The organism is Psychrobacter sp. 1Y11, assembly GCF_052259045.1.
Taxonomy (GTDB): domain Bacteria; phylum Pseudomonadota; class Gammaproteobacteria; order Pseudomonadales; family Moraxellaceae; genus Psychrobacter.
The window spans coordinates 138873-157642 of record NZ_JBQQER010000002.1; the positions used below are offsets into that span (position 1 = coordinate 138873).

Annotated in this window: 14 protein-coding genes and 3 tRNA genes; 10 read left to right on the top strand and 7 right to left on the bottom strand. The window is 45.7% G+C overall.

Annotated elements, in window-relative coordinates:
• Positions 1 to 42: 42 nt before the first annotated feature.
• The 3 genes from ACTXGJ_RS02225 to ribA all read right to left on the bottom strand — a co-directional run bounded on the left by ACTXGJ_RS02225 (position 43) and on the right by ribA (position 2614).
• Positions 43 to 513, bottom strand: a complete 471-nt coding sequence (locus ACTXGJ_RS02225) for a c-type cytochrome (RefSeq protein ID WP_443564956.1) — start codon at positions 511 to 513, stop codon at positions 43 to 45.
• A gap of 384 nt (positions 514 to 897) precedes the next feature.
• The gene (hemF, locus tag ACTXGJ_RS02230) at positions 898 to 1893 is read right to left on the bottom strand and encodes an oxygen-dependent coproporphyrinogen oxidase (protein ID WP_443564957.1); all 996 of its coding nucleotides are present in this window, start codon (positions 1891 to 1893) and stop codon (positions 898 to 900) included.
• Positions 1894 to 1960: 67 nt separating this feature from the next.
• The gene (gene ribA / locus ACTXGJ_RS02235) at positions 1961 to 2614 is read right to left on the bottom strand and encodes a GTP cyclohydrolase II (protein ID WP_439240239.1); all 654 of its coding nucleotides are present in this window, start codon (positions 2612 to 2614) and stop codon (positions 1961 to 1963) included.
• A gap of 621 nt (positions 2615 to 3235) precedes the next feature.
• Between ribA and dxs the strand changes: the two genes are divergently transcribed.
• Together dxs and ACTXGJ_RS02245 are read left to right on the top strand one after the other, a co-directional pair.
• Positions 3236 to 5359 carry a 1-deoxy-D-xylulose-5-phosphate synthase gene (gene dxs / locus ACTXGJ_RS02240; protein WP_443564958.1) on the top strand — a complete coding sequence of 708 codons (2124 nt, stop codon included), beginning with the start codon at positions 3236 to 3238 and terminating at the stop codon, positions 5357 to 5359.
• A gap of 75 nt (positions 5360 to 5434) precedes the next feature.
• The gene (locus ACTXGJ_RS02245) at positions 5435 to 6262 is read left to right on the top strand and encodes an inositol monophosphatase family protein (protein ID WP_443564959.1); all 828 of its coding nucleotides are present in this window, start codon (positions 5435 to 5437) and stop codon (positions 6260 to 6262) included.
• Between the two features lie 165 nt (positions 6263 to 6427).
• Here the strand turns inward: ACTXGJ_RS02245 and ACTXGJ_RS02250 are convergent, their stop codons facing one another.
• Positions 6428 to 7822: a WS/DGAT/MGAT family O-acyltransferase gene (locus ACTXGJ_RS02250; RefSeq protein ID WP_439240233.1), complete on the bottom strand. Its 1395-nt coding sequence runs from the start codon at positions 7820 to 7822 to the stop codon at positions 6428 to 6430.
• A gap of 99 nt (positions 7823 to 7921) precedes the next feature.
• On the bottom strand, positions 7922 to 8755 hold the full coding sequence (locus tag ACTXGJ_RS02255) for a thiazole synthase (protein WP_439240231.1): 834 nt from the start codon (positions 8753 to 8755) through the stop codon (positions 7922 to 7924).
• A gap of 313 nt (positions 8756 to 9068) precedes the next feature.
• Here ACTXGJ_RS02255 and gspE point away from each other — a divergent pair, with 313 nt between their 5' ends.
• A complete protein-coding gene (gene gspE / locus ACTXGJ_RS02260) occupies positions 9069 to 10592 on the top strand; it encodes a type II secretion system ATPase GspE (RefSeq protein WP_439240229.1) in 1524 nt (507 codons plus the stop codon).
• A gap of 245 nt (positions 10593 to 10837) precedes the next feature.
• Here gspE and ACTXGJ_RS02265 read toward each other — a convergent pair whose 3' ends face one another.
• Positions 10838 to 11329 carry a RidA family protein gene (locus ACTXGJ_RS02265; RefSeq protein ID WP_443564960.1) on the bottom strand — a complete coding sequence of 164 codons (492 nt, stop codon included), beginning with the start codon at positions 11327 to 11329 and terminating at the stop codon, positions 10838 to 10840.
• Positions 11330 to 11442: 113 nt separating this feature from the next.
• Positions 11443 to 12198 (bottom strand): DUF4442 domain-containing protein, encoded by a 756-nt coding sequence (locus ACTXGJ_RS02270; protein ID WP_439240225.1) that lies wholly within the window; start codon positions 12196 to 12198, stop codon positions 11443 to 11445.
• Between the two features lie 141 nt (positions 12199 to 12339).
• Between ACTXGJ_RS02270 and ACTXGJ_RS02275 the strand changes: the two genes are divergently transcribed.
• From ACTXGJ_RS02275 to ACTXGJ_RS02305, 7 genes are all read left to right on the top strand, one after another.
• Complete coding sequence (locus tag ACTXGJ_RS02275) at positions 12340 to 13776, top strand: McrB family protein (RefSeq protein ID WP_443564961.1); 1437 nt, start codon at positions 12340 to 12342, stop codon at positions 13774 to 13776.
• Positions 13777 to 13809: 33 nt separating this feature from the next.
• Entirely contained in the window at positions 13810 to 15336 is a 1527-nt protein-coding gene (locus ACTXGJ_RS02280) for an McrC family protein (RefSeq protein ID WP_443564962.1), read from the top strand.
• Between the two features lie 229 nt (positions 15337 to 15565).
• Positions 15566 to 15642, top strand: a tRNA-Pro gene (locus tag ACTXGJ_RS02285).
• A 99-nt stretch (positions 15643 to 15741) separates the two neighbouring features.
• A tRNA-Arg gene (locus ACTXGJ_RS02290) sits at positions 15742 to 15818 on the top strand.
• A gap of 39 nt (positions 15819 to 15857) precedes the next feature.
• Positions 15858 to 15933: transfer RNA gene (locus ACTXGJ_RS02295), tRNA-His, on the top strand.
• 415 nt (positions 15934 to 16348) lie between these two features.
• Entirely contained in the window at positions 16349 to 17284 is a 936-nt protein-coding gene (locus ACTXGJ_RS02300) for a helix-turn-helix domain-containing protein (protein WP_443564963.1), read from the top strand.
• Between the two features lie 376 nt (positions 17285 to 17660).
• A complete protein-coding gene (locus ACTXGJ_RS02305) occupies positions 17661 to 18650 on the top strand; it encodes a hypothetical protein (RefSeq protein ID WP_443564964.1) in 990 nt (329 codons plus the stop codon).
• Positions 18651 to 18770: the final 120 nt, after the last annotated feature.

Below are 18770 nucleotides of genomic sequence, written 5' to 3' on the forward strand. Positions count from 1 at the left end.
TTTTATTTTTTACTCTATCAAGATTAATTTATGGTTGTAGTATTAATCAGTTTTTACTTTAAAGTCAGTATGACAAGATTTACAGCTAGCGCCTACTTCTTTGAAGGCAGGTGCAAAATCATCAACGCTAGTTGCAGTCTGAGCTGCATTATTCAATTCAGCAGTTACTTGTTGAAAGTTCTCTGACTCAGCGACAAAGCTTGGATTATCGCTCCAAACTGCTTCGGTAGCATTACCAATCGCTTCTTGGTTTTCGAAATGGATCCAAGGGTTTTGTGACGCTTCTGCCAAAAATGACGTTTGGTTTTTCAGAATTTCTGCATCAAAGGTGTCAGGCGCTTCCAACATATCGCCCATGATACCCATTGCATCACCATAATCTTTCATAATATCTTGACGAGCTTTTACGTCAGGGTCTACAGGGTCGCTGCAAGCGGTTATGCCTAAGGCGGCAGACATCAAAGCGATGCCAAAGATAGATTTTAGTGAGGTCTTGCGATGAAGGGATAGCATATGCAAACTTCCTTATTTAATGGCTATTGAATTAGGCGCACTATCTAATGCTTTGCCTAAAAATCGGCTGTCGTTAAAGAGGTGCTCTCAGTTAAAAAGTGTTACAAGTTAAAAAGTATGCTAAAAGTACAATGAACTTTTTTTATACTTATTGCTTTAAATATAAAGGGTGCAGCGATGAGTTGTGTAGAGTATTTGTGTAATAAGCCACTATAAAGCTTCTATAACGATAAAGGCCAGCTATAAAAGCTGACCTAAAAGTAAGTTTTCACTAATAGCTGACTGTAATTAGCTAACTACCATATCAACTCTCAATAACACCATATCATGAGCGATCGATAAAACACTTGTTTGTAAAAGTAGCGTTCATTGTAGCGGTAAAAGCTACAAAGTCAACCAATCACGCGGCTTTAAATAATAATCCGTCAGCTCAAATTCAGGCGTACCTTCAGCAGGTTCAAAGCGATAATGCCAGCTGGCAAGCGGCGGCATACTGACTAAGATAGACTCAATACGGCCGTTGCTCTGTAGGCCAAATAGCGTACCACGATCGTAGACTAAGTTATACTCGACATAGCGACCACGGCGATAAAGCTGAAACTGGCGCTGCTCATCGGTAAAAGGGGTGTCTTGACGCTGCTCAAAAATAGGCAAGATACCATCAAGATAGCCGTTACCTACGGCTTTCATAAAGTCAAAGCAGGTCTCAAAATCCCAACCGCGACTCTCAAAGTTGACATCGTCATAAAACAGACCGCCGATACCGCGCTGCTCATCACGATGACGCAGATAAAAGTACTCATCACACCACTGTTTGAAATCAGGGTAGACCGTATCGCCAAAGGGCGCGCACAGATCATGACAGACCCGGTGCCAATGCACACAATCCGCTAGTACCGGATAAAATGGCGTCAGATCGAAGCCGCCACCAAACCACCAAATCGGGTCTTCGCCTTCAGCCTCGGCGACAAACAGACGCACATTAGCATGGCTAGTGGGAACGTTAGGGTTTTTGGGATGGACCACTAAAGAGACGCCCATTGCTTGCGCCCTGCGACCGGCAATATTAGGGTGGCGCGCTGTCGCTGAAGCTGGCAAGTTATGTACGTGGATGTGGCTGAACATCACGCCTGCTTTTTCGATAACCTCACCATCTGCCAAAATACAAGAGCGGCCGCCGCCACCTTCGGGACGTTCCCAATCATCAGGAACAAAAGTGGCACTGCCGCCGCCCTTGCGCTCTTGTGCTTCTAACGCTTGACAGATACGCGCTTGTAGCTCAACTAAGAAGGCGCGTACTCGCGCAATATCATCGTGAGTAGGGGTAACAGGCTCAGTATGAGAATGGCTATTGGGATTAGTGCTATCAGAATAACTCATAAAAATATCTATAATATCTGGTGTGTTTAAGTGTGCCGTTTAAGGTCTGTTTACGCTAGCACAGACCTTATTTATTGAGATGGATTGCAGTATTGAATTCTTTGTCAAATAGATGCCCCATACGGTCGCGTTTGGTAGCCAAATAGTCAGCATTGGCGTCATTGATACCAACGACTAGGGGAATGCGCTTCGCAACTTTGATACCGTTTTCGCTTAGATAAGCGACTTTATCAGGGTTGTTAGTGATGAGATGAACCTCATCGACACCGACGTGCGCAAGCATCGGCTGACACATATCATAAATGCGAGCATCTGCTGGCAAGCCTAACATTAAGTTGGCATCTAAGGTATCATGGCCCTGATCTTGCAGCGCGTAAGCACGAATCTTGTTGGTCAAACCGATACCACGTCCTTCTTGGCGTAGATATAAGATAGCGCCGCAGCCATTTTCTTGAATGGCTTGCATCGCGGTATTGAGCTGCGGACCACAATCGCATTTCAAAGAGCCAAAAGCATCACCAGTTAAGCACTCAGAATGGATACGAACCAGTGGTACCGGCCGATTGGCTGCACTATTTTGCTTATCTTCATTGTGCTTATCTATGGGCAGGCCTATAGTCAGCATCACATGCTCTTGACCGTCTTCGTTCTCAAAGACATGAATATCAAAATCGCCATGATGAGTAGGTAGGGCTGCGCTAGTAATAAATTGGTATGACATTTAGGTCCTGCAAAGGCCAATCATCGGGTAATCAAAAACCGTTAAATCTAAAAGCGGCTTTATTATCAATGAGGGTTTATAATTAAGGTTTGTTTATCTGTTTACGACTTCGTACACAAATTATAAGTAGAGACATGGCAGCAACCATAAATACTGACTATATCCTTGCATAAGATAAGCACTGACTACAGAAATATGTAGAGTATAAAAATAGCTGCGTCTATAGGACTATATAGTTGCTTTTATCCAAAATACTAGGGTAGATGCCGATTGAGCAGAAAAACACATAAAGTTCACAGACAACGCACGATGATTAAAGCGACAGATTAAAAAAAATGCTATTATGCCATACTATTTTAACAGATACAGTGACAAGTCTCTGTCCTCATTCTACTGGCTCGTCAACATTGCTTGCTATAAATCCAAAGTAATGAGGTATGCTATCAGCGCGTGGTGAGACAGTAATGAGTCTATTAAGTCGATATCGAGGGCTGCAGACATAGCGTCGCCATCGCTTGATTGTATTTTATACAGCTCGTAGAGTCACTTGTAACATCTATATAATATAACGGTATGGTAAGGCGATGCCTTGTCAGCAGATTGGTAGGTATAGTACGGTTTATGCAGCAATCCCCTCATTCCTCACAGTCTTATTTATCAGCTGATTCGTCTACGTTACCAGCTCCCCATTCTGCTACGCCACTGTCAGCATTGCAACAGACTTATGCGCAGATTCCGCGTGTGCGTCCGAACACGCCACTGCTCGATGCTATTGACTCGCCAAAAGACATCAAATCATTAAATGCAGCAGAGCTGATAACCTTAGCCGATGAGCTACGACTGTTTTTGTTGTATTCAGCCGGACAAAGCGGCGGTCATTTCGGTGCTAATCTAGGCGTTATTGAGCTGACTATCGTGCTGCACTATTTATTGGATACGCCAAGCGATCAGATCGTGTGGGATGTTGGGCATCAGGCTTATGCTCATAAAGTCCTAACCGGCCGCCGTGAGCAGCTACACAGTATTCGCGCAAAAGATGGGCTAACAGCGTTTCCTGAGCGTGTAGAGTCCGTTTATGACACCTTTGGCGTAGGGCATTCTTCGACGTCTATCTCAGCCGGTTTAGGTATGAGCTTGGCGCTGCGTTATCAAGGCCTTGAGCAGACGGTCGCTTGTGTGATTGGTGATGGGGCGATGACCGGCGGTATGGCTTTTGAAGCGATGAATGATGCCGTACAACAAGATGCTGACTTGTTGGTAATTTTGAATGATAATGATATGTCGATATCTTGCTCTATTGGCGGGTTTTCGCGTCATTTAGCGATGCTATGGGAGTCAGGCTATCAAGTCGATATCTCAGATACTGGCGAGCCTATTTTATGCCATCGCCCTCATATGCAGGGCTTTGATCGCCGTAAACGTCACAAAGAACATCGTGATGTGCCGGTAATAGAAGATAATTTATTCAAAGCGATAGGTTTTACTTACTTTGGCCCTTTTGATGGTCATAATATCCCTGAGCTAGTGCGAGTGTTATCGCTAGCTAAGCAAGTATCAGGTCCAGTACTGGTACATATTTATACCACCAAAGGTAAAGGCTTTGCGCCAGCAGAAGCGGATCCTGTGGGCTATCATGCCATTAGCAAACTTCCTGTTGAGACAAGTCCTGAGGTGAATGCGACTCAAAAAAATGACACTAAAAATAATGAGGCCGATAGCGAAAAGAAAAGTGCCGAGCAAGCGCCTATTGCTACTTCTGCCTTAAAGTATTCGCAAGTTTTTGGGCAGTTTTTGTGCGATAAAGCCGCTACCGACGAGCGTTTACTTGCTATCACGCCTGCGATGGAAGAAGGCTCAGGCATGACTGACTTTGCACGTCAGTTTCCAGAGCGCTTCTTCGATGTGGCTATTGCTGAGCAGCATGCGGTCACTTTAGCGGCTGGTATGGCAACGCAAGGCGTCAAGCCGATCGTCGCTATTTATTCGACCTTCTTGCAGCGCGGTTATGATCAGCTTATCCATGATGTGGCGTTACAAGATCTCGATGTCACCTTCGCTATCGATAGAGCCGGACTCGTCGGTGAAGATGGCGCTACCCACGCTGGGGTCTTTGATTTTGCGTTTTTGCGCTGCGTGCCCAATATGATAATCGCCGCACCAAAAGACGAAAACGAGTGTTATCAGCTCTTGAATACTTGTTATGAGTATAAAGGCGCAGCCGCGGTTCGCTATCCACGGGGGCAGGGCATCGGCGCGGTCATTCAGCGCCCGCTGCAGCAATACAAAGTCGGAGAGGCAGTTATAGAGACTGTGCTGGGAGCCGATAATGCGACGACTAAGCTTACGATTTTAGCTTTTGGTACGACGGTTGCGACAGCACAAGATGCCGCGGTTAATATCATAGAACAAAGCCGCAACAGCGACAGTAACGATACGCTACAAGTACAAGTGGTCAATATGCGCTGGGTCAAACCGCTAGATAGCGAGCTGATTGAGTCAATACTAGCGCAAGGCGTGACTCATATTGCCACAATAGAGGAGCATATGCTTATGGGCGGCGCGGGTAGTGCAGTCAATGAATATCTACTCAACGACTCTACAGCTTTTAAACATCAGCGCCCTCTACTACGCAATATAGGTATTGCCGATCGATTTATCGCTCATGGCTCGCAAGCTGAGCAGTGGGCTGATAGTGGTCTGGATGTCGTAGGAGTCGTCAAGCAGCTTCAGCAGCTTTTATCGTAAGGCGGCTTGTTCTCTCAATATTATTTTCTTCAATGTTTTACATATTATTTTATCACTCAAGTAAATAGGTTATTTATGGAACCCATGGTCGTTATCGCAGCGCGTGCTGCCGAAAAAGTCGGTAAAGAGATACTATACGCGCATCAAAACCGTCACAAAGTCGAGCTAGATACTGAGTCAAAGGGACTCGATGGTTTAGTGACTCGTATTGACCGCTATAGCGAAGAGTTAACGATTGCTACGCTCAAAGCCAGCTACCCTGACCATTCTTTCTTAGGCGAAGAGTTTGGCAGGCAAGACGGGCGCGGTGAAGATGCTGATTGGTGTTGGATTATCGATCCGCTTGATGGCACTAAAAACTTTGTCCACGGTGTGCCGCAGTTTTGTGTGTCTATCGCTGTGCAGTATAAAGGGGTGACGGAGCATGGCGTCGTCTATGATCCAGTTCGTGACGAGATGTTTTCAGCCAGCCGCGGTAAAGGCGCGCGTTTGAACAACCGCCGTATGCAGGTCACCGATCGCAAAACTTTAGAGGGCGGCCTATTTACTACCGGTCATCCCCTAGAGCGCCATCGTGACGGCGAAGTGGTTTCTTATGCCAAGCAGCACTTTGAGAGTTTGCAAAAGGTAAGCGAAGCGGGCGGCCAAGTACGCCGTTTAGGCTCAGCGGCGCTAGATTTATGTTACGTAGCCGCGGGCCGTTTCGATGGCTATTTTGAGATGTCTATTAAGCCTTGGGATATCGCCGCAGGAGAGCTGATTGTGACCGAAGCACGTGGTACTGTGGTCGATCATACCGGTGCTCATAACTCTATGACCTCAGGCTCTATCTTTGCCTGTAACGTCAAGCTGTTAAAACCACTTATGAAAACGGTCGTTCCTTGCTGGAGTGGCGCGCTATAGTAATTAAACAGCGTTAGTTAAATAGCGCCGTACTTAAAAATAGCTAAGAAAAAGTAGTAAGAATTAATAGCAAAAAAGCTGACTTCATTATGAGGTCAGCTTTTTTATTTATTTGACATTGAGCAAATACTTAGCCTCAATAATTAGCGAATTGATGCCGTCAAATCAGTAGCGAACGCCTAAGCGCTTCTCTTCACAGATATCCTCAAGCAAGCTGAGCTCTTCTTCCATTAATAATAAAATATCCTGTACACGGGGTAGCAGCTTACTACAAGCAGTGATACAGAATTCAATCTTATCTAAGTAAGTTGCCAAGGTAATATTCATCGCTTGCCCATCGACCAAAATGGAGGCTGGATATAGTGCTCTTAGCGGCGCGCCGTTCCAGTATAGCGGCTCTTTTGAGCCTGGTACGTTAGAGATAATCAGGTTAAAAGCTTGTTTCTTGGGGAATATCCCGGTCAGAACGTTGAGCCCCTCCCAAGCGTAAGCGATGGCGCTATAGTTGATGACTTGGGCTTTATTCATCCTGCGAAAACGGCGCTTACCACTATTCATACTGTCGTGAATCAGTTGCATACGCTTGACGGGATCCTCTAGATGCGTTCCTAAATTGGCCATCAAAAAGGAGATTTGATTCCCCGAAGCGCTTTCATCTCTGCGTAGAGACATAGGAACGAAAGCAATTAAAGGCTTGCTCGGTAGCGCATCCATAGTCAGTAGATAGCGACGGATGGCACCGGCACAAACTGCGAGTACCACATCGTTTTGATTGACACTAAAGGCGGTAGCGATAGTATGAAAACGCTGTAAATCATAGGACTGAGCCGCAATACGACGTGAGGCGGAGATGCGCTGATTAAGCACACTCATAGGCGCATCAAAAGTACCGACATAATCCGGCTTGCCGTTGTGTTTGAAGTTATCGATAAGTTCCGTAAATACCGGTTTGATAGTCGATAATTGCTCTTTGACTATACGCGAAGCGGAGCGGGCAACGGGAAGCAAGTTTTCAGCTTTTTTGCCATGACGGGTGATGAGTGACCAGATAGGTAGCGTCACCGGCTCATTAGGTGATTGTGACAAAGCCTTTTGTACCAAGCGCATCGCGGCAATGCCATCGACTAATGAGTGGTGGATTTTGAAGTATAAAGCGAAACGCTGAGGCCTACCTTCGGCTTCTGGCAAAATACCTTCGATGACATGACACTCCCACAGTGGCATCGCGCGATCTAATAGACGGCTATGCTCTTTGGAGATGTACATTAGTAGCTCACGCACGCGGCCAGGATTAGGCAGCGCCACATGGCGAAAATGGTGCTCGACATCGAACTGATCATCTGTCTTCCAAAATAGCAAGTTTTCTAATACTTGGTTGAATGGAAAACTTGGCGGCACTTCAGAGTTTTGCAGTTGTTGGACAAGCTGATAAACAAAGTCGCTATCTTCTCCTTGTTCCTCTTCCGGTAACTCAAACAAAAACAAGCCGCCCACATGCATGGGCTGCTTACGAGACTCAAGAAGTAAAAAGAGTTGATCAACTGCTGTCATTAGTCGCATGCTAAATCCTTTTATGGCGATAGGGCAATACATAAGTATTATAACTAACTAAATCAATATTCACTAAAAATAATATAAAACTCAGCAGGCTCAAACTGACTATTGAAAGAAATAACCGGTTTGAGGCGAGCTGGCAGTAGCCATTCTGCGCATCGGCATACGGCCTGCTAAGAAGGCAGCGCGTCCAGCGCGAACCGCTTGTTTCATGGCCTGGGCCATCAAGACTGGGTTTTGTGCATGAGCAATCGCTGAGTTCATCAGCACCCCATCACAGCCCAGCTCCATTGCGATAGCGGCATCGGAGGCGGTGCCTACGCCGGCATCAACTAAGACTGGCACCTTAGCGTTATCAATAATTAAGCTCAAAGTATGGCGATTTAGCAGACCAAGACCTGAGCCAATCAAGCTTCCTAAGGGCATAATGGCGACGCAGCCCATGCTCTCTAACTCTTGGGCGACGATAGGATCATCTGAGGTGTAGACCATCACCTCAAAACCATCATCAATTAATAGTTTAGCGGCCTTTAAGGTCTCAGTGACATTAGGGTATAGGCTTTTTTCATCGCCTAATACTTCAAGCTTGACTAGGTTGTGACCCCCTAGTAGCTCACGAGCCAATTTACAAGTGCGTACCGCGCTATCGGCATCGAAACAACCAGCGGTGTTGGGCAGTATGGTATATTTATCTGGCGAGATGACCTCTAGCAGATTAGGTTCATCGCTGTTTTGACCGATATTGGTGCGGCGAATAGCGACAGTGACGATCTCAGCCTCTGAGGCGGTAATAGCTTTACCCGTCTGGGTTAAGTCTTTATATTTACCAGTACCGACTAGCAGTCTCGATGAAAATGTCCGGCTACCTACAGTGAAAGTATCTAAATCATCTACAGTGGCAGCGCTGTGGTCGTTAGCTGTCGTTATCGCTTGTGACATATCATGAGTCCTGATAGCTTATTCATAAAAGCAGTTTGAAGTATGGAGTTACTGAAATAAAAGTTAAAAAAAGGGATTGTTTAAGGGTTGTGTTGAGCTAAATAAGATAAATGTCATCAACATCGCATAGTGAATAAATAGTATAGTTTAGCTATTACTCACGCGCTCAAAAGTAGCAAAAGTGTTATTATAACAAAATCATAGAAGCTTACTAAAAAACTTTCAACGCTATAAAGTAACTGTTTATATGCAAGTTATACGCAAGCTATTTTATGATCCAGTTTTTAGATCCATTAGTTATTAGGTCACCATTATGACGCCACTGCCGTACAGCTTTGCTAAGCGCCATCAGTTATTGGCAATACCTGCCATCGACCCTGATATGCCGCCGACACTAGTGCTGACTAAAGCCACGCCTTTATCGGCTGTCAATGAAGCGATGCGGTTTTTGCAGCAGCAAGGGCTACGCACAGCTCCTGAGTATAGTAGCGTCAGTCCTGATGAGTTTGAAAAACGTATGAATGCCGCGTATGCAGGCAATACTGGTGAGTCACAGCATATTGCTGCAGGCCTTGAAGATCATCCCGATCTCGATAGTTTAGCGGATAGTGTTCCTGAGACCGAAGACCTTATGGACAGTCAAGACGATGCGCCTATTATTCGGCTGATCAATGCGCTGTTATCAGAAGCTATTCGCTTAAATGCTTCAGATATTCATATCGAGACTTTTGAGAAGCGGTTGGTGGTGCGTTTTCGCGTTGATGGCGAGCTCAAAGAGATTATCACTCCCAAGCGGCAACTGGCCCCATTACTAGTGTCGCGTATCAAAGTTATGGCCAAGCTTGATATCGCCGAAAAGCGCGTGCCACAGGATGGGCGTATCAGTTTGAGACTGGCAGGGCGCGAAGTGGATGTGCGGGTATCGACGCTGCCCTCAAGCTTTGGCGAGCGGGTGGTGATGCGCCTGCTCGATAAACAAGCGGGCCGGCTCAACATGACTTACTTAGGGCTCGCCGATAATGACTACAAACAGCTTGCGCATCTGATTCATCGGCCGCACGGTATTATATTGGTTACCGGCCCGACGGGTTCGGGTAAAACCACGACGCTTTATGCTGCGTTGACTGACCTCAATGATCAGACGCGCAATATTTTGACCGCCGAAGATCCGATCGAGTTTCAGCTCGATGGTATTGGGCAGACGCAGGTCAATAATAAGGTCGATATGACCTTTGCCAAAAGCCTGCGCGCGATGCTACGTCAAGATCCAGATGTGGTGATGGTGGGGGAAATTCGTGATCTTGAGACTGCTGAGATTGCGGTTCAAGCTTCTTTAACCGGTCACTTAGTGCTATCTACTTTGCATACTAATACCGCTATTGGTGCGGTGACCCGCTTGCAAGATATGGGTGTCGAGCCGTTTTTATTATCCTCGTCTTTGATTGGCGTTGTGGCGCAGCGCTTGGTACGTACCTTGTGTAGTCACTGCCATAGTTGGCAAGTCGCTGATATTGAGCAAGCCAAGCTATTTACCGAGATTGGCATTGAGCATCTTAGTACTATCAAGCTACCCAAACCTGTCGGCTGTGATAAGTGTAATCAATCCGGATTTAAGGGACGTACCGCTATTTATGAAGTCGTGCCTATCGATGATACCTTGCGGCGGATGATTCATAGCAATACTGCCGAGTTTGAGCTAGAAGCCTACGCGCGTGCGCAGACGCCATCGATTCGCGCTGATGGTTTGCATAAAGTGATCGCGGGTCGCACGACACTTGAGGAGGTGTTACGCGTCACGAAAGAAAGCGCCCTGCTAGAGGACGCTTTACCGATATAAATAATGACCGATATAAAGAATGCTAAAAAATAACGGTCTTCACACGATTTTTATAACGTACTATAGTTAATACATTTTAAAATGACATAGCATTACTGGGATAAATTTTGTTCAGCCTTTGGAGTGACGAAGTCGCACAGCAAGCAAGTAAGATTTATACCAGTAGCGCGTCTAAATTTATAACAGTTTTATTTTCAACAGACCCTATATTAGAGCGTATTGAACCTTTAAGACTAAGCTATTTACTACTTAGCTGCGATACATTCAATCTCAACGCTAGCATTGGCGGCTAAGTCTGCTACCCCAAAGGCTGAACGTACTGGATAAGGCTTGCTCAGCTCAGCTTTATACACCTCGTTGAAGTCGTCAAAGTCGCCCATATCCGTGAGCATAGCCATACATTTGACTAGGTCTGATTTTTGGTAGCCGTATTGCAACAGCACGCCATTGATATTATCTAGGCTCTGTTTGGCTTCTGCTTTGATGCCGCCTTCGACTAACTTACCGTCTTTAAAGCCAATCTGCCCTGACATATATAAGGTATCACCAACCCGAACCGCGGATGAAAAAGGATAGTCGCCACCATCCCCTAAGAATACAGGTTTCGATTGGCTCAAAGTAGGGTTAGCCGTTGCTGTTGCCGCCTGCGCACTAAAAGCTAAGCCTAGAGCTAGTGCTGCCGTGGGTAATATTTTGCCAAGTTTTGTGGCAGGTGATTTATGATATGTAATCATCATTTTATCCTTATTATTGCAGGTTTGGTTTTAGTCATATTTGACTAGCACTGTAAATGGTAAATTCCGTTGTTAGTGAACGTACTAATCAATAAATTCTAATCCTAGCTCTTGAGTTAAGTATCGGTTTGCTCTTTGTCCGTAGAGTTTGACTCACTATTCTCAGTGTTATTGGCTTTCGTTTCTTGCGCGGATTGCTCGCGGCCTTGACGACGCGCCTCAAGCTCAGATTTGGGTATCCAGGCCCAAGTCATCTCAACGGTGATAGGGTCGCGCGCACTTTCAGACTCGCGATCATTGATCACACAAGGGATAACCATCTCACCCTTTGGCGTATTTAGAATCTCTAAGCGCTGTTCATCAGACAAAGTAGCGATTGCAGCGACTTGGCCTTTTTTTAGCGGACGATAAAAATTGACCGAGTAGGATTTTATCAGCAGCATCCGATCGGTAGGTAAATTAAGCCCTAAGATAAACCCTGTCGCCGTTTCAGCCAGTAAAGTCACGGCGACCGCATGGATGGAGCCGATATGGTTCTGCACGCCTTTGTCGTTTTTTAAACTGACGACCACTTGGTTGGGCTCAACGGTTTCGTAATAAACGCCAGTAGTCCCAACATAAGGCACTACTTTGCCAAAGGCTTTGGATAAAATGGTAGAGCGGGCGCCACTAGGCAGATATTTAGTGACTGATAATAGCTTAGAGAATTGATTATTCACAGGTTTTAAGGTGCTGGTTGGCGCATTGGTCTGGTCGTCTTTATCCGTTACCGTATTGATGGCTTCTGCTACTTTTTCAGGCAGCTGACTGGGAACCTTTTCAGTGACTTTTTTGGTCAATTTACGGGGTAAGTTATTGAATAATCCTGACATATAATATTCCTAGAGTGACACCATTTAAAAGTCATATTGCAGTGAGAGATAAGCAAGATATGATAGCATTAAGCGACTTATCGTTTTGTCTATTAGCATAAACTACCACGCCATCAAAATACAGTGATATACAGTGACGTTATGAGATCTTTGACACCTACCGAAACCTTACCCGCTAACCAAAATCCCGTCAACGTCATCTATAGCGGTGTCGCTGGCACGGGCAAAACGTATCGGCTGCTACAAATCGCTAAACAGTACAGCGATTGTTTGCCCACCGTTGACCAACAAACGTGGGTGACGCAGTTGGTCAGTGAGTTGAGCTGGCGTGAAGTGGTCTGCCTGATCTTATTAGATAAAAAGGCTGAGCAAAAAGAGTTAGTGAAAGTACCAGAAATCGTGGCGCATGAGTTTTTTGTCACAAAAGCGGCGCAGAATGAGCGAATCAAAAATCTTAATAACACCGTCTGGTCGGTACTCCAGACTCATAGTCCGGTCAGTTCACAAACGGTCAGCTGTGATAAGCGCGCCAGCCAAGCTTATTTTGATAAAGATGAGAGCGGTGCTTGGTATTTGTTAGCCGATAGTGTGACTCTGCTAGAGGACTTACAGCAGCAGCTAACGGAGTATCGCCAGGCCCAGCAAACTAGCCAAGCTAGCAGCGCTCAACCCATGCGTAACGAGCGCTTCAGTATGGTGAGCTTTCATCAGGCCTATGGTTATGAGGAGTTTGTCGAGGGCATTCGTCCGGTGCTGGGCGCTCACAGCTCGGGGCAAGTCAGCTATCAAGTACAAGACGGCGCATTCTTGCAGCTGTGTCAGCGAGCAGCTCATGATCCTGAGCAGCGTTACGCTATGCTGATTGATGAGATCAATCGCGCCAACGTCGCTCGCGTGTTTGGCGAGCTTTTGAGTTTAATTGAGCTGGACAAACGTATCGGGATGCCCAATGCTATGTCTGTGACGCTCGCGTATTCTGGGCGCTCCTTTAGCGTTCCGGCCAATGTCGATATCTATGCCACGATGAACACCCAAGACCATTCGTTAGCCCCGCTCGATATGGCACTGCGCCGACGTTTTCGCTTCATTGATTGTCCGACGCAGCCTGAATTGCTAGCGACAATTCGCGTCGATGAGGAGGCTGTTGATTTAGGACAGTTATTGGCTGGGCTTAATCAGCGAATTACGCAGACGCTTGGGCAAGAGGCGCAGTTGGGCCACGCTTTTTTATTAACCGTAAACAACTTGCCGCAGCTACAAGCCGCGCTAGTAGAGCAGATCATTCCGCAGTTAGCACAAGCTACTGGCGGACAGCTAAGGGCGCTACAGTTTCTATTTCGTGATGAGGAGCAGCCTTTGGCGGCGCAGTTCATTCATAATGTACAGATAAGCCGTCAGCATATAGCAGATCATAATGCAGAGGCCCACAACGATATCGCCGCTCATCCTAATGTTTTGGCGTCTAACAGCATTTTTGGCTCACCTAATATCAGCAATAGCGGTTACGTTATCAATACTGACTTGCTAGCTTGTTCTGGCAAGTTTGCCCAAGCGGCAGTGTATCAGCGCTTATATTGAAGCTATAATGCAACCCTATTGAAAGAATAAACGATGGTATCTAAAACAAACATAGATAGTGCGGCCCAAGCAGTGATGAGTGTGTATGAGCACCAACGCCTAACGGTAGAAGATTTTGCTTATGCCAGCGATTTCACGTGGCTGATGGCGCAAGAGTTGCCTGTATTTAGTATCAAGCGTCAGCGCGGTCAATGGCAGCTCAAAGTCGGTCATTATATAGGCGTCATCCTTATGCCTAGTCATATCACTTTAGAGATACTACCAAAAACGCTTGCTAATACTCTCAGTAAAGCGCCTGCTAAAACCTCACACTCGCAGAATAATTCACACTCTGAGAATATAGTACAAACACGCCAGTGGGTTGGGCAAATGCTGAGCGCTTTGATTAATGCCAGTGATGCTCAGCATAATCAGCTGCCAACGCTCAAAAATTTCGGGCAAGCAAGCACAAGTTTGACGCCGCTACCGGTAGCAGACACTCCTATATCGCAATGGCTACTAGAGCAGTTTTTGCAGCTACTCAGTCGTTATCAGCCGAGTCAGCACTATCAAACCAAGGTTGAAAACCAAGCGACTTTACAAGGTAAACTGCTCATCAAAGAGCAGCTGCGAGATAACAGCTATCAGCCGCATAAATTTGTCAGCGAAGTCAGCACCTTAAGCGCTCAGATGCTCAGCAATCGGCTGATTAAAAGCGCTCTTCAGCTCATTGAGCCACTGCTTAACTATCCGCTGTTGCCCAAAGATGGGTTGGCGTGGCGCAGCATCACTGCTCTTAGCGCCCATGAGTATCGGCAGCTTGACTCGTTATACATCAGCGCTAAGCAGCAGCTTAGCCAGCAGCCTATTGGCAGACAGCAACGTCAGGCGTCTCAGCAGCTGCTAGCCTTCGCTCACTGGCTACTCAAGACTCAAGCGGCAACGATGCCGACGGGCAATATCATCAGCAGTCATAAAAGTAGTCGTCAACAGCAAGACCTTAATCATTCATCACCACTACGGCTGTGTTTATTACTCAATATGAACCAAGCCTTCGAGCAGTGGGCGAGCCTAAGTATTGCCGCTAGCTTTGCGAAGCTGCAAGGTCATTATCTGCCCCTTTATCAAGCTCAGCACGTTTGGCTCAAAGATCATTTAGGCCAAGCTCAGCTGTCTATGCGCCCTGATTTATTGATCTATCGGCAGGCGACAGAGCAGGGCGGCGCTCCCGGTATCGCTAGCCGCCATTGTAGCCATGTGATAGATATCAAGTGGAAGCTGTTGGCTAAGACTAGTGATATTAGCGCTAGTGATGCTTATCAGCTGAGTAGTTACGCGCAGGCTTATCAGGCCCAACAGGTGTGGCTGGTCTATCCCGTGACTGATAGCAGCCAGCGGCCGATCGCACTGCATCGTCAGCTTGAATCACGCTTTAGCTCTGTTACTAAGGTAGATAACAGAGCCGCAAACCGCACTCAAAATCAAAGCGCTTCTAGTGCTAAGCCGGTAGAAGGAACCCTTTGGTTGATGCCTTTTAATGTCTTGACGGGACAGATACTAAGCTCCATAGAACCTGTATAGAGCAATAACTATGGCAAAAGGTGGCCTCGATTAAAACAATCAATATGCCCCAAATGACTCTACAAAATAGCGCAAGATAAAATTATTTAAAAATAGGTGTTGACAGTATCGTCATTTCCCCTTAATATGTGCACCTCGATAGCGAGGAACACGAAGTAATTAAAAGCGCAGTTTATCTGATAGCCAATAATTATTTAAATGTTTTAACTGTCGAGACAATAGAGACTTTCGGAGTGTGGCGCAGTTTGGTAGCGCATCTGGTTTGGGACCAGAGGGTCGTAGGTTCGAATCCTATCACTCCGACCATCTATTTTAAGAGCCTTACAGGCTTTTTTTTATGTATAATGGTTTAGTTGCTTATATTTAAATAATAGCTCAGCCTAAATAGATAAAAAGCCCTTAAGAGCGCCTGTAGCTCAGCTGGATAGAGCATCTCCCTTCTAAGGAGGTGGCCGCAGGTTCGAATCCTGCCAGGCGCGCCATTTAGCCTGTAAATCTTGCCTTCCTTGGCAATAGTTATGGCGGTTGTAGCTCAGTTGGTAGAGCCCCGGGTTGTGATCTCGGTTGTCGTGGGTTCGAGTCCCATCAGTCGCCCCATTATTTTCATTTCTTCTTTTTATCTTAGTAAACCTTGTAGCTGACTATTCTGCAGCTTGCAAAGCTTAGTTCTATCTCTCCTTTTAGCTTAAACCCCTAAATATTTAGACCCTAAATAGTATAAAATCTATTAACGCTTGCCTTTTTGGGCATTTTTTTGCGTCTGGATTTTATAGTTTTCTGCTTTTTTATATGTTCGCCAAGCTATCGCGATTATATTTGAGCTTTTATCCAAGCTCTTATATGCTTTGTATAAGTCTAGATTAGTGGTATTGTTTAAGGCTAAGATGTGTTTAGCGTACGTATATTCTTATTTAGAGTCCAAATTGAACGATTTGACTTGTTTGCTAACAGATAGGTAGTTTATTTTGCTACCGCTGACTAATTAGCCATTAGAGTGTTGAAGGAAAAATCGATGGACGCACTAAGCGTGTTATTACAAAACGTGAATTTGTTCGAAACCAAATATCATCGTCTGAATGGCTCTGGCAACTGGTCTTATTCAATCGATAAAAAAGATACCATCTTGTTTTATTTAGTGCTATCTGGTGGGTTTTGTCTTGATGTTGGTAATGAAGTGCGTCAAGCTAACGCCGGTGATATTATTATGATATCTAATGCTGCTCAGCATATTAGTTATGCGCTTAATTATCACGGTAATGAAGCGAAATCTTTGGATACCAGATTGGTTAATGAAGGCAGTAAGGTTATCGAGCTAAACGTTACTGGCGATAACAATGCGTCTTTGATATTGATTGAGTGCCAGTATGATAAAGAGATAATTCGTCCTTTATTGTCAGTGCTACCATCGATTCTGCCTGAGCTGAGCGAATCTTCTGATGCTAGGTTTGGGGTTGTGGATATTGAGGTCAAACTATTAACCTTAGAATCTGAAAAAGAGCGCATGGGTAGGATGGCGGTCATCAATCACTGGGCAGGTATTATGATGATTGAGTGCTTGCGTACTTATATAGAGAGCTTACCTGAGGCGACTGATAACTGGCTAAGGGCACTAAAAGATCCTTATCTTGCTAAAGCGATAGCCGCTATGCATGGTGACCCGAGCCAGAACTGGACAATCCATAAACTCGCTGAAGTGGCCGGTATGTCGCGCTCGAGTTTCGCGCAACGCTTCAAAGAAGTAGTCGGTATGCCGCCTTTGACTTACTTAATTGGTTATCGTCTACGCTTAGCGTCCCGCTACTTGCGTTTGCAGCAAAACAGTATTAGCCGTATCAGTGAGCTGGTCGGTTATGCCTCTGACTCCACCTTCAGTCAAGCTTTTAAACGCGTTTATGGCGTCTCGCCAAAAGCCTATCGCCAGCAGTATCAAAACAAGATAGCGGTCTAAGCAAGTCATAATGCCGGAATATCATGATGCGCCGATACCATAAACGATAGTCGTCTTCAATGCTAAAAGCATCAAGATTAAATCTATAATCTTGGTGCTTTTTTATTGGCGATTTTTAGGATTATAATCAGCAGCAAAAGAAAATCGATACCTCTTAGTGAACTTAAGCGCTACTGGCATAAATTCTTCTAGCGTGTTGTCTTTCGCTACGAGCGCCACTCTTGTCTTGCAATATATAAAACAGTGCGTTATCCCCTTTCAGGGCAGCTGACAACTGCAGTGGGTTAAGGTACTATAGACAGTGACTCGTTTTAGAGTATCAATACCAAAACGATACTGTCTAAACGATATTTATTTTTGTTAGCGAAGATATGCTATGACCCAACCAAATTCTGAGCAACACTTTACTGCGCTAGAGCCTGCAGCTCAAGATAGCAGTGAAAACCATACAAACAAAGAGAGGCTGTATCACGAGCCATTATCCTCTACGACAGCGTCCAATAAGGCTGAGCTATTAGAGCGGTTTTTAGTACCCGTAGCGGATGTCATCGATCAAGACGCAGCTGCGCTCGACACCCAGAGCAATGTGGCGGAGCAGCGAATCGCGCTCTATCGTGCTCAGCATGAGCGCACGCGCCTACTTTATCTAGCTCCCGCAAATATGCGTCCCACTTATTTAGTGCAAACCTTGAAGACGCAGTTCGCTGAATATCAGCAGTTTACGCTCGCCCAGCAGCTTGATAAACGTGGTTTGCTCGAAGTGGAATCTATAGAGCGCCTTTGGCAGCAGCTACATGTGGTCGATGATATTATCGCTGATATCGTCAGCACCATGCCTGCGCAGCAGCCGGCAGGTTGGCAGCTCACCGCGCAAGAGGGTCATAATCCGCTGCGCCTGCCTACTATCGGCAAGCTCAAGCATGGCAAGCCTATTGCCGATCAAGGTAGTCTCAATAGCTATGTCTTAGGTCACTTCGGTGTCAGTAGCTTCACTTATGATCGTGGCTATTATATTGGCCATGTCATTGGCTATTTATTTAGCTGTTATTTCTGCGCGCATCTCTCTATCAGCTACGGCGTGTCGGCATTGGGTGAGCAAGTGGTTGAGGGCTATGATTACGCCAGTCTTGAGACGCCTTATATGGTACGTCTGCTACAAGGCCTAGATGGCTACTGCAAAAAGCGTGTTTATCAGTTGGCGGTGATTTGTGCGCGTTTGAGCGTCTATGCCAGCGACAAGCGTATCGAAAAAATGCTGATTGCCGAGGTCAATGACTTTGATAAAAAACTACAACAGCAGCACTTAGAGGTATTATTGCTACAAGGAATGATGCCTGAGAGTCAAGATTCGACTCCTTTGTTCTAATTCTTGTTCTAATGCTTCAACTAGGTTTGAACGTTAAAAAAGTTTTATAACCGGCGACTTTAAAGTTGTCTTGTTTGCGGTATTGTCACGCTAATTTCCCCCTTTTTTCGCTCATTTAGG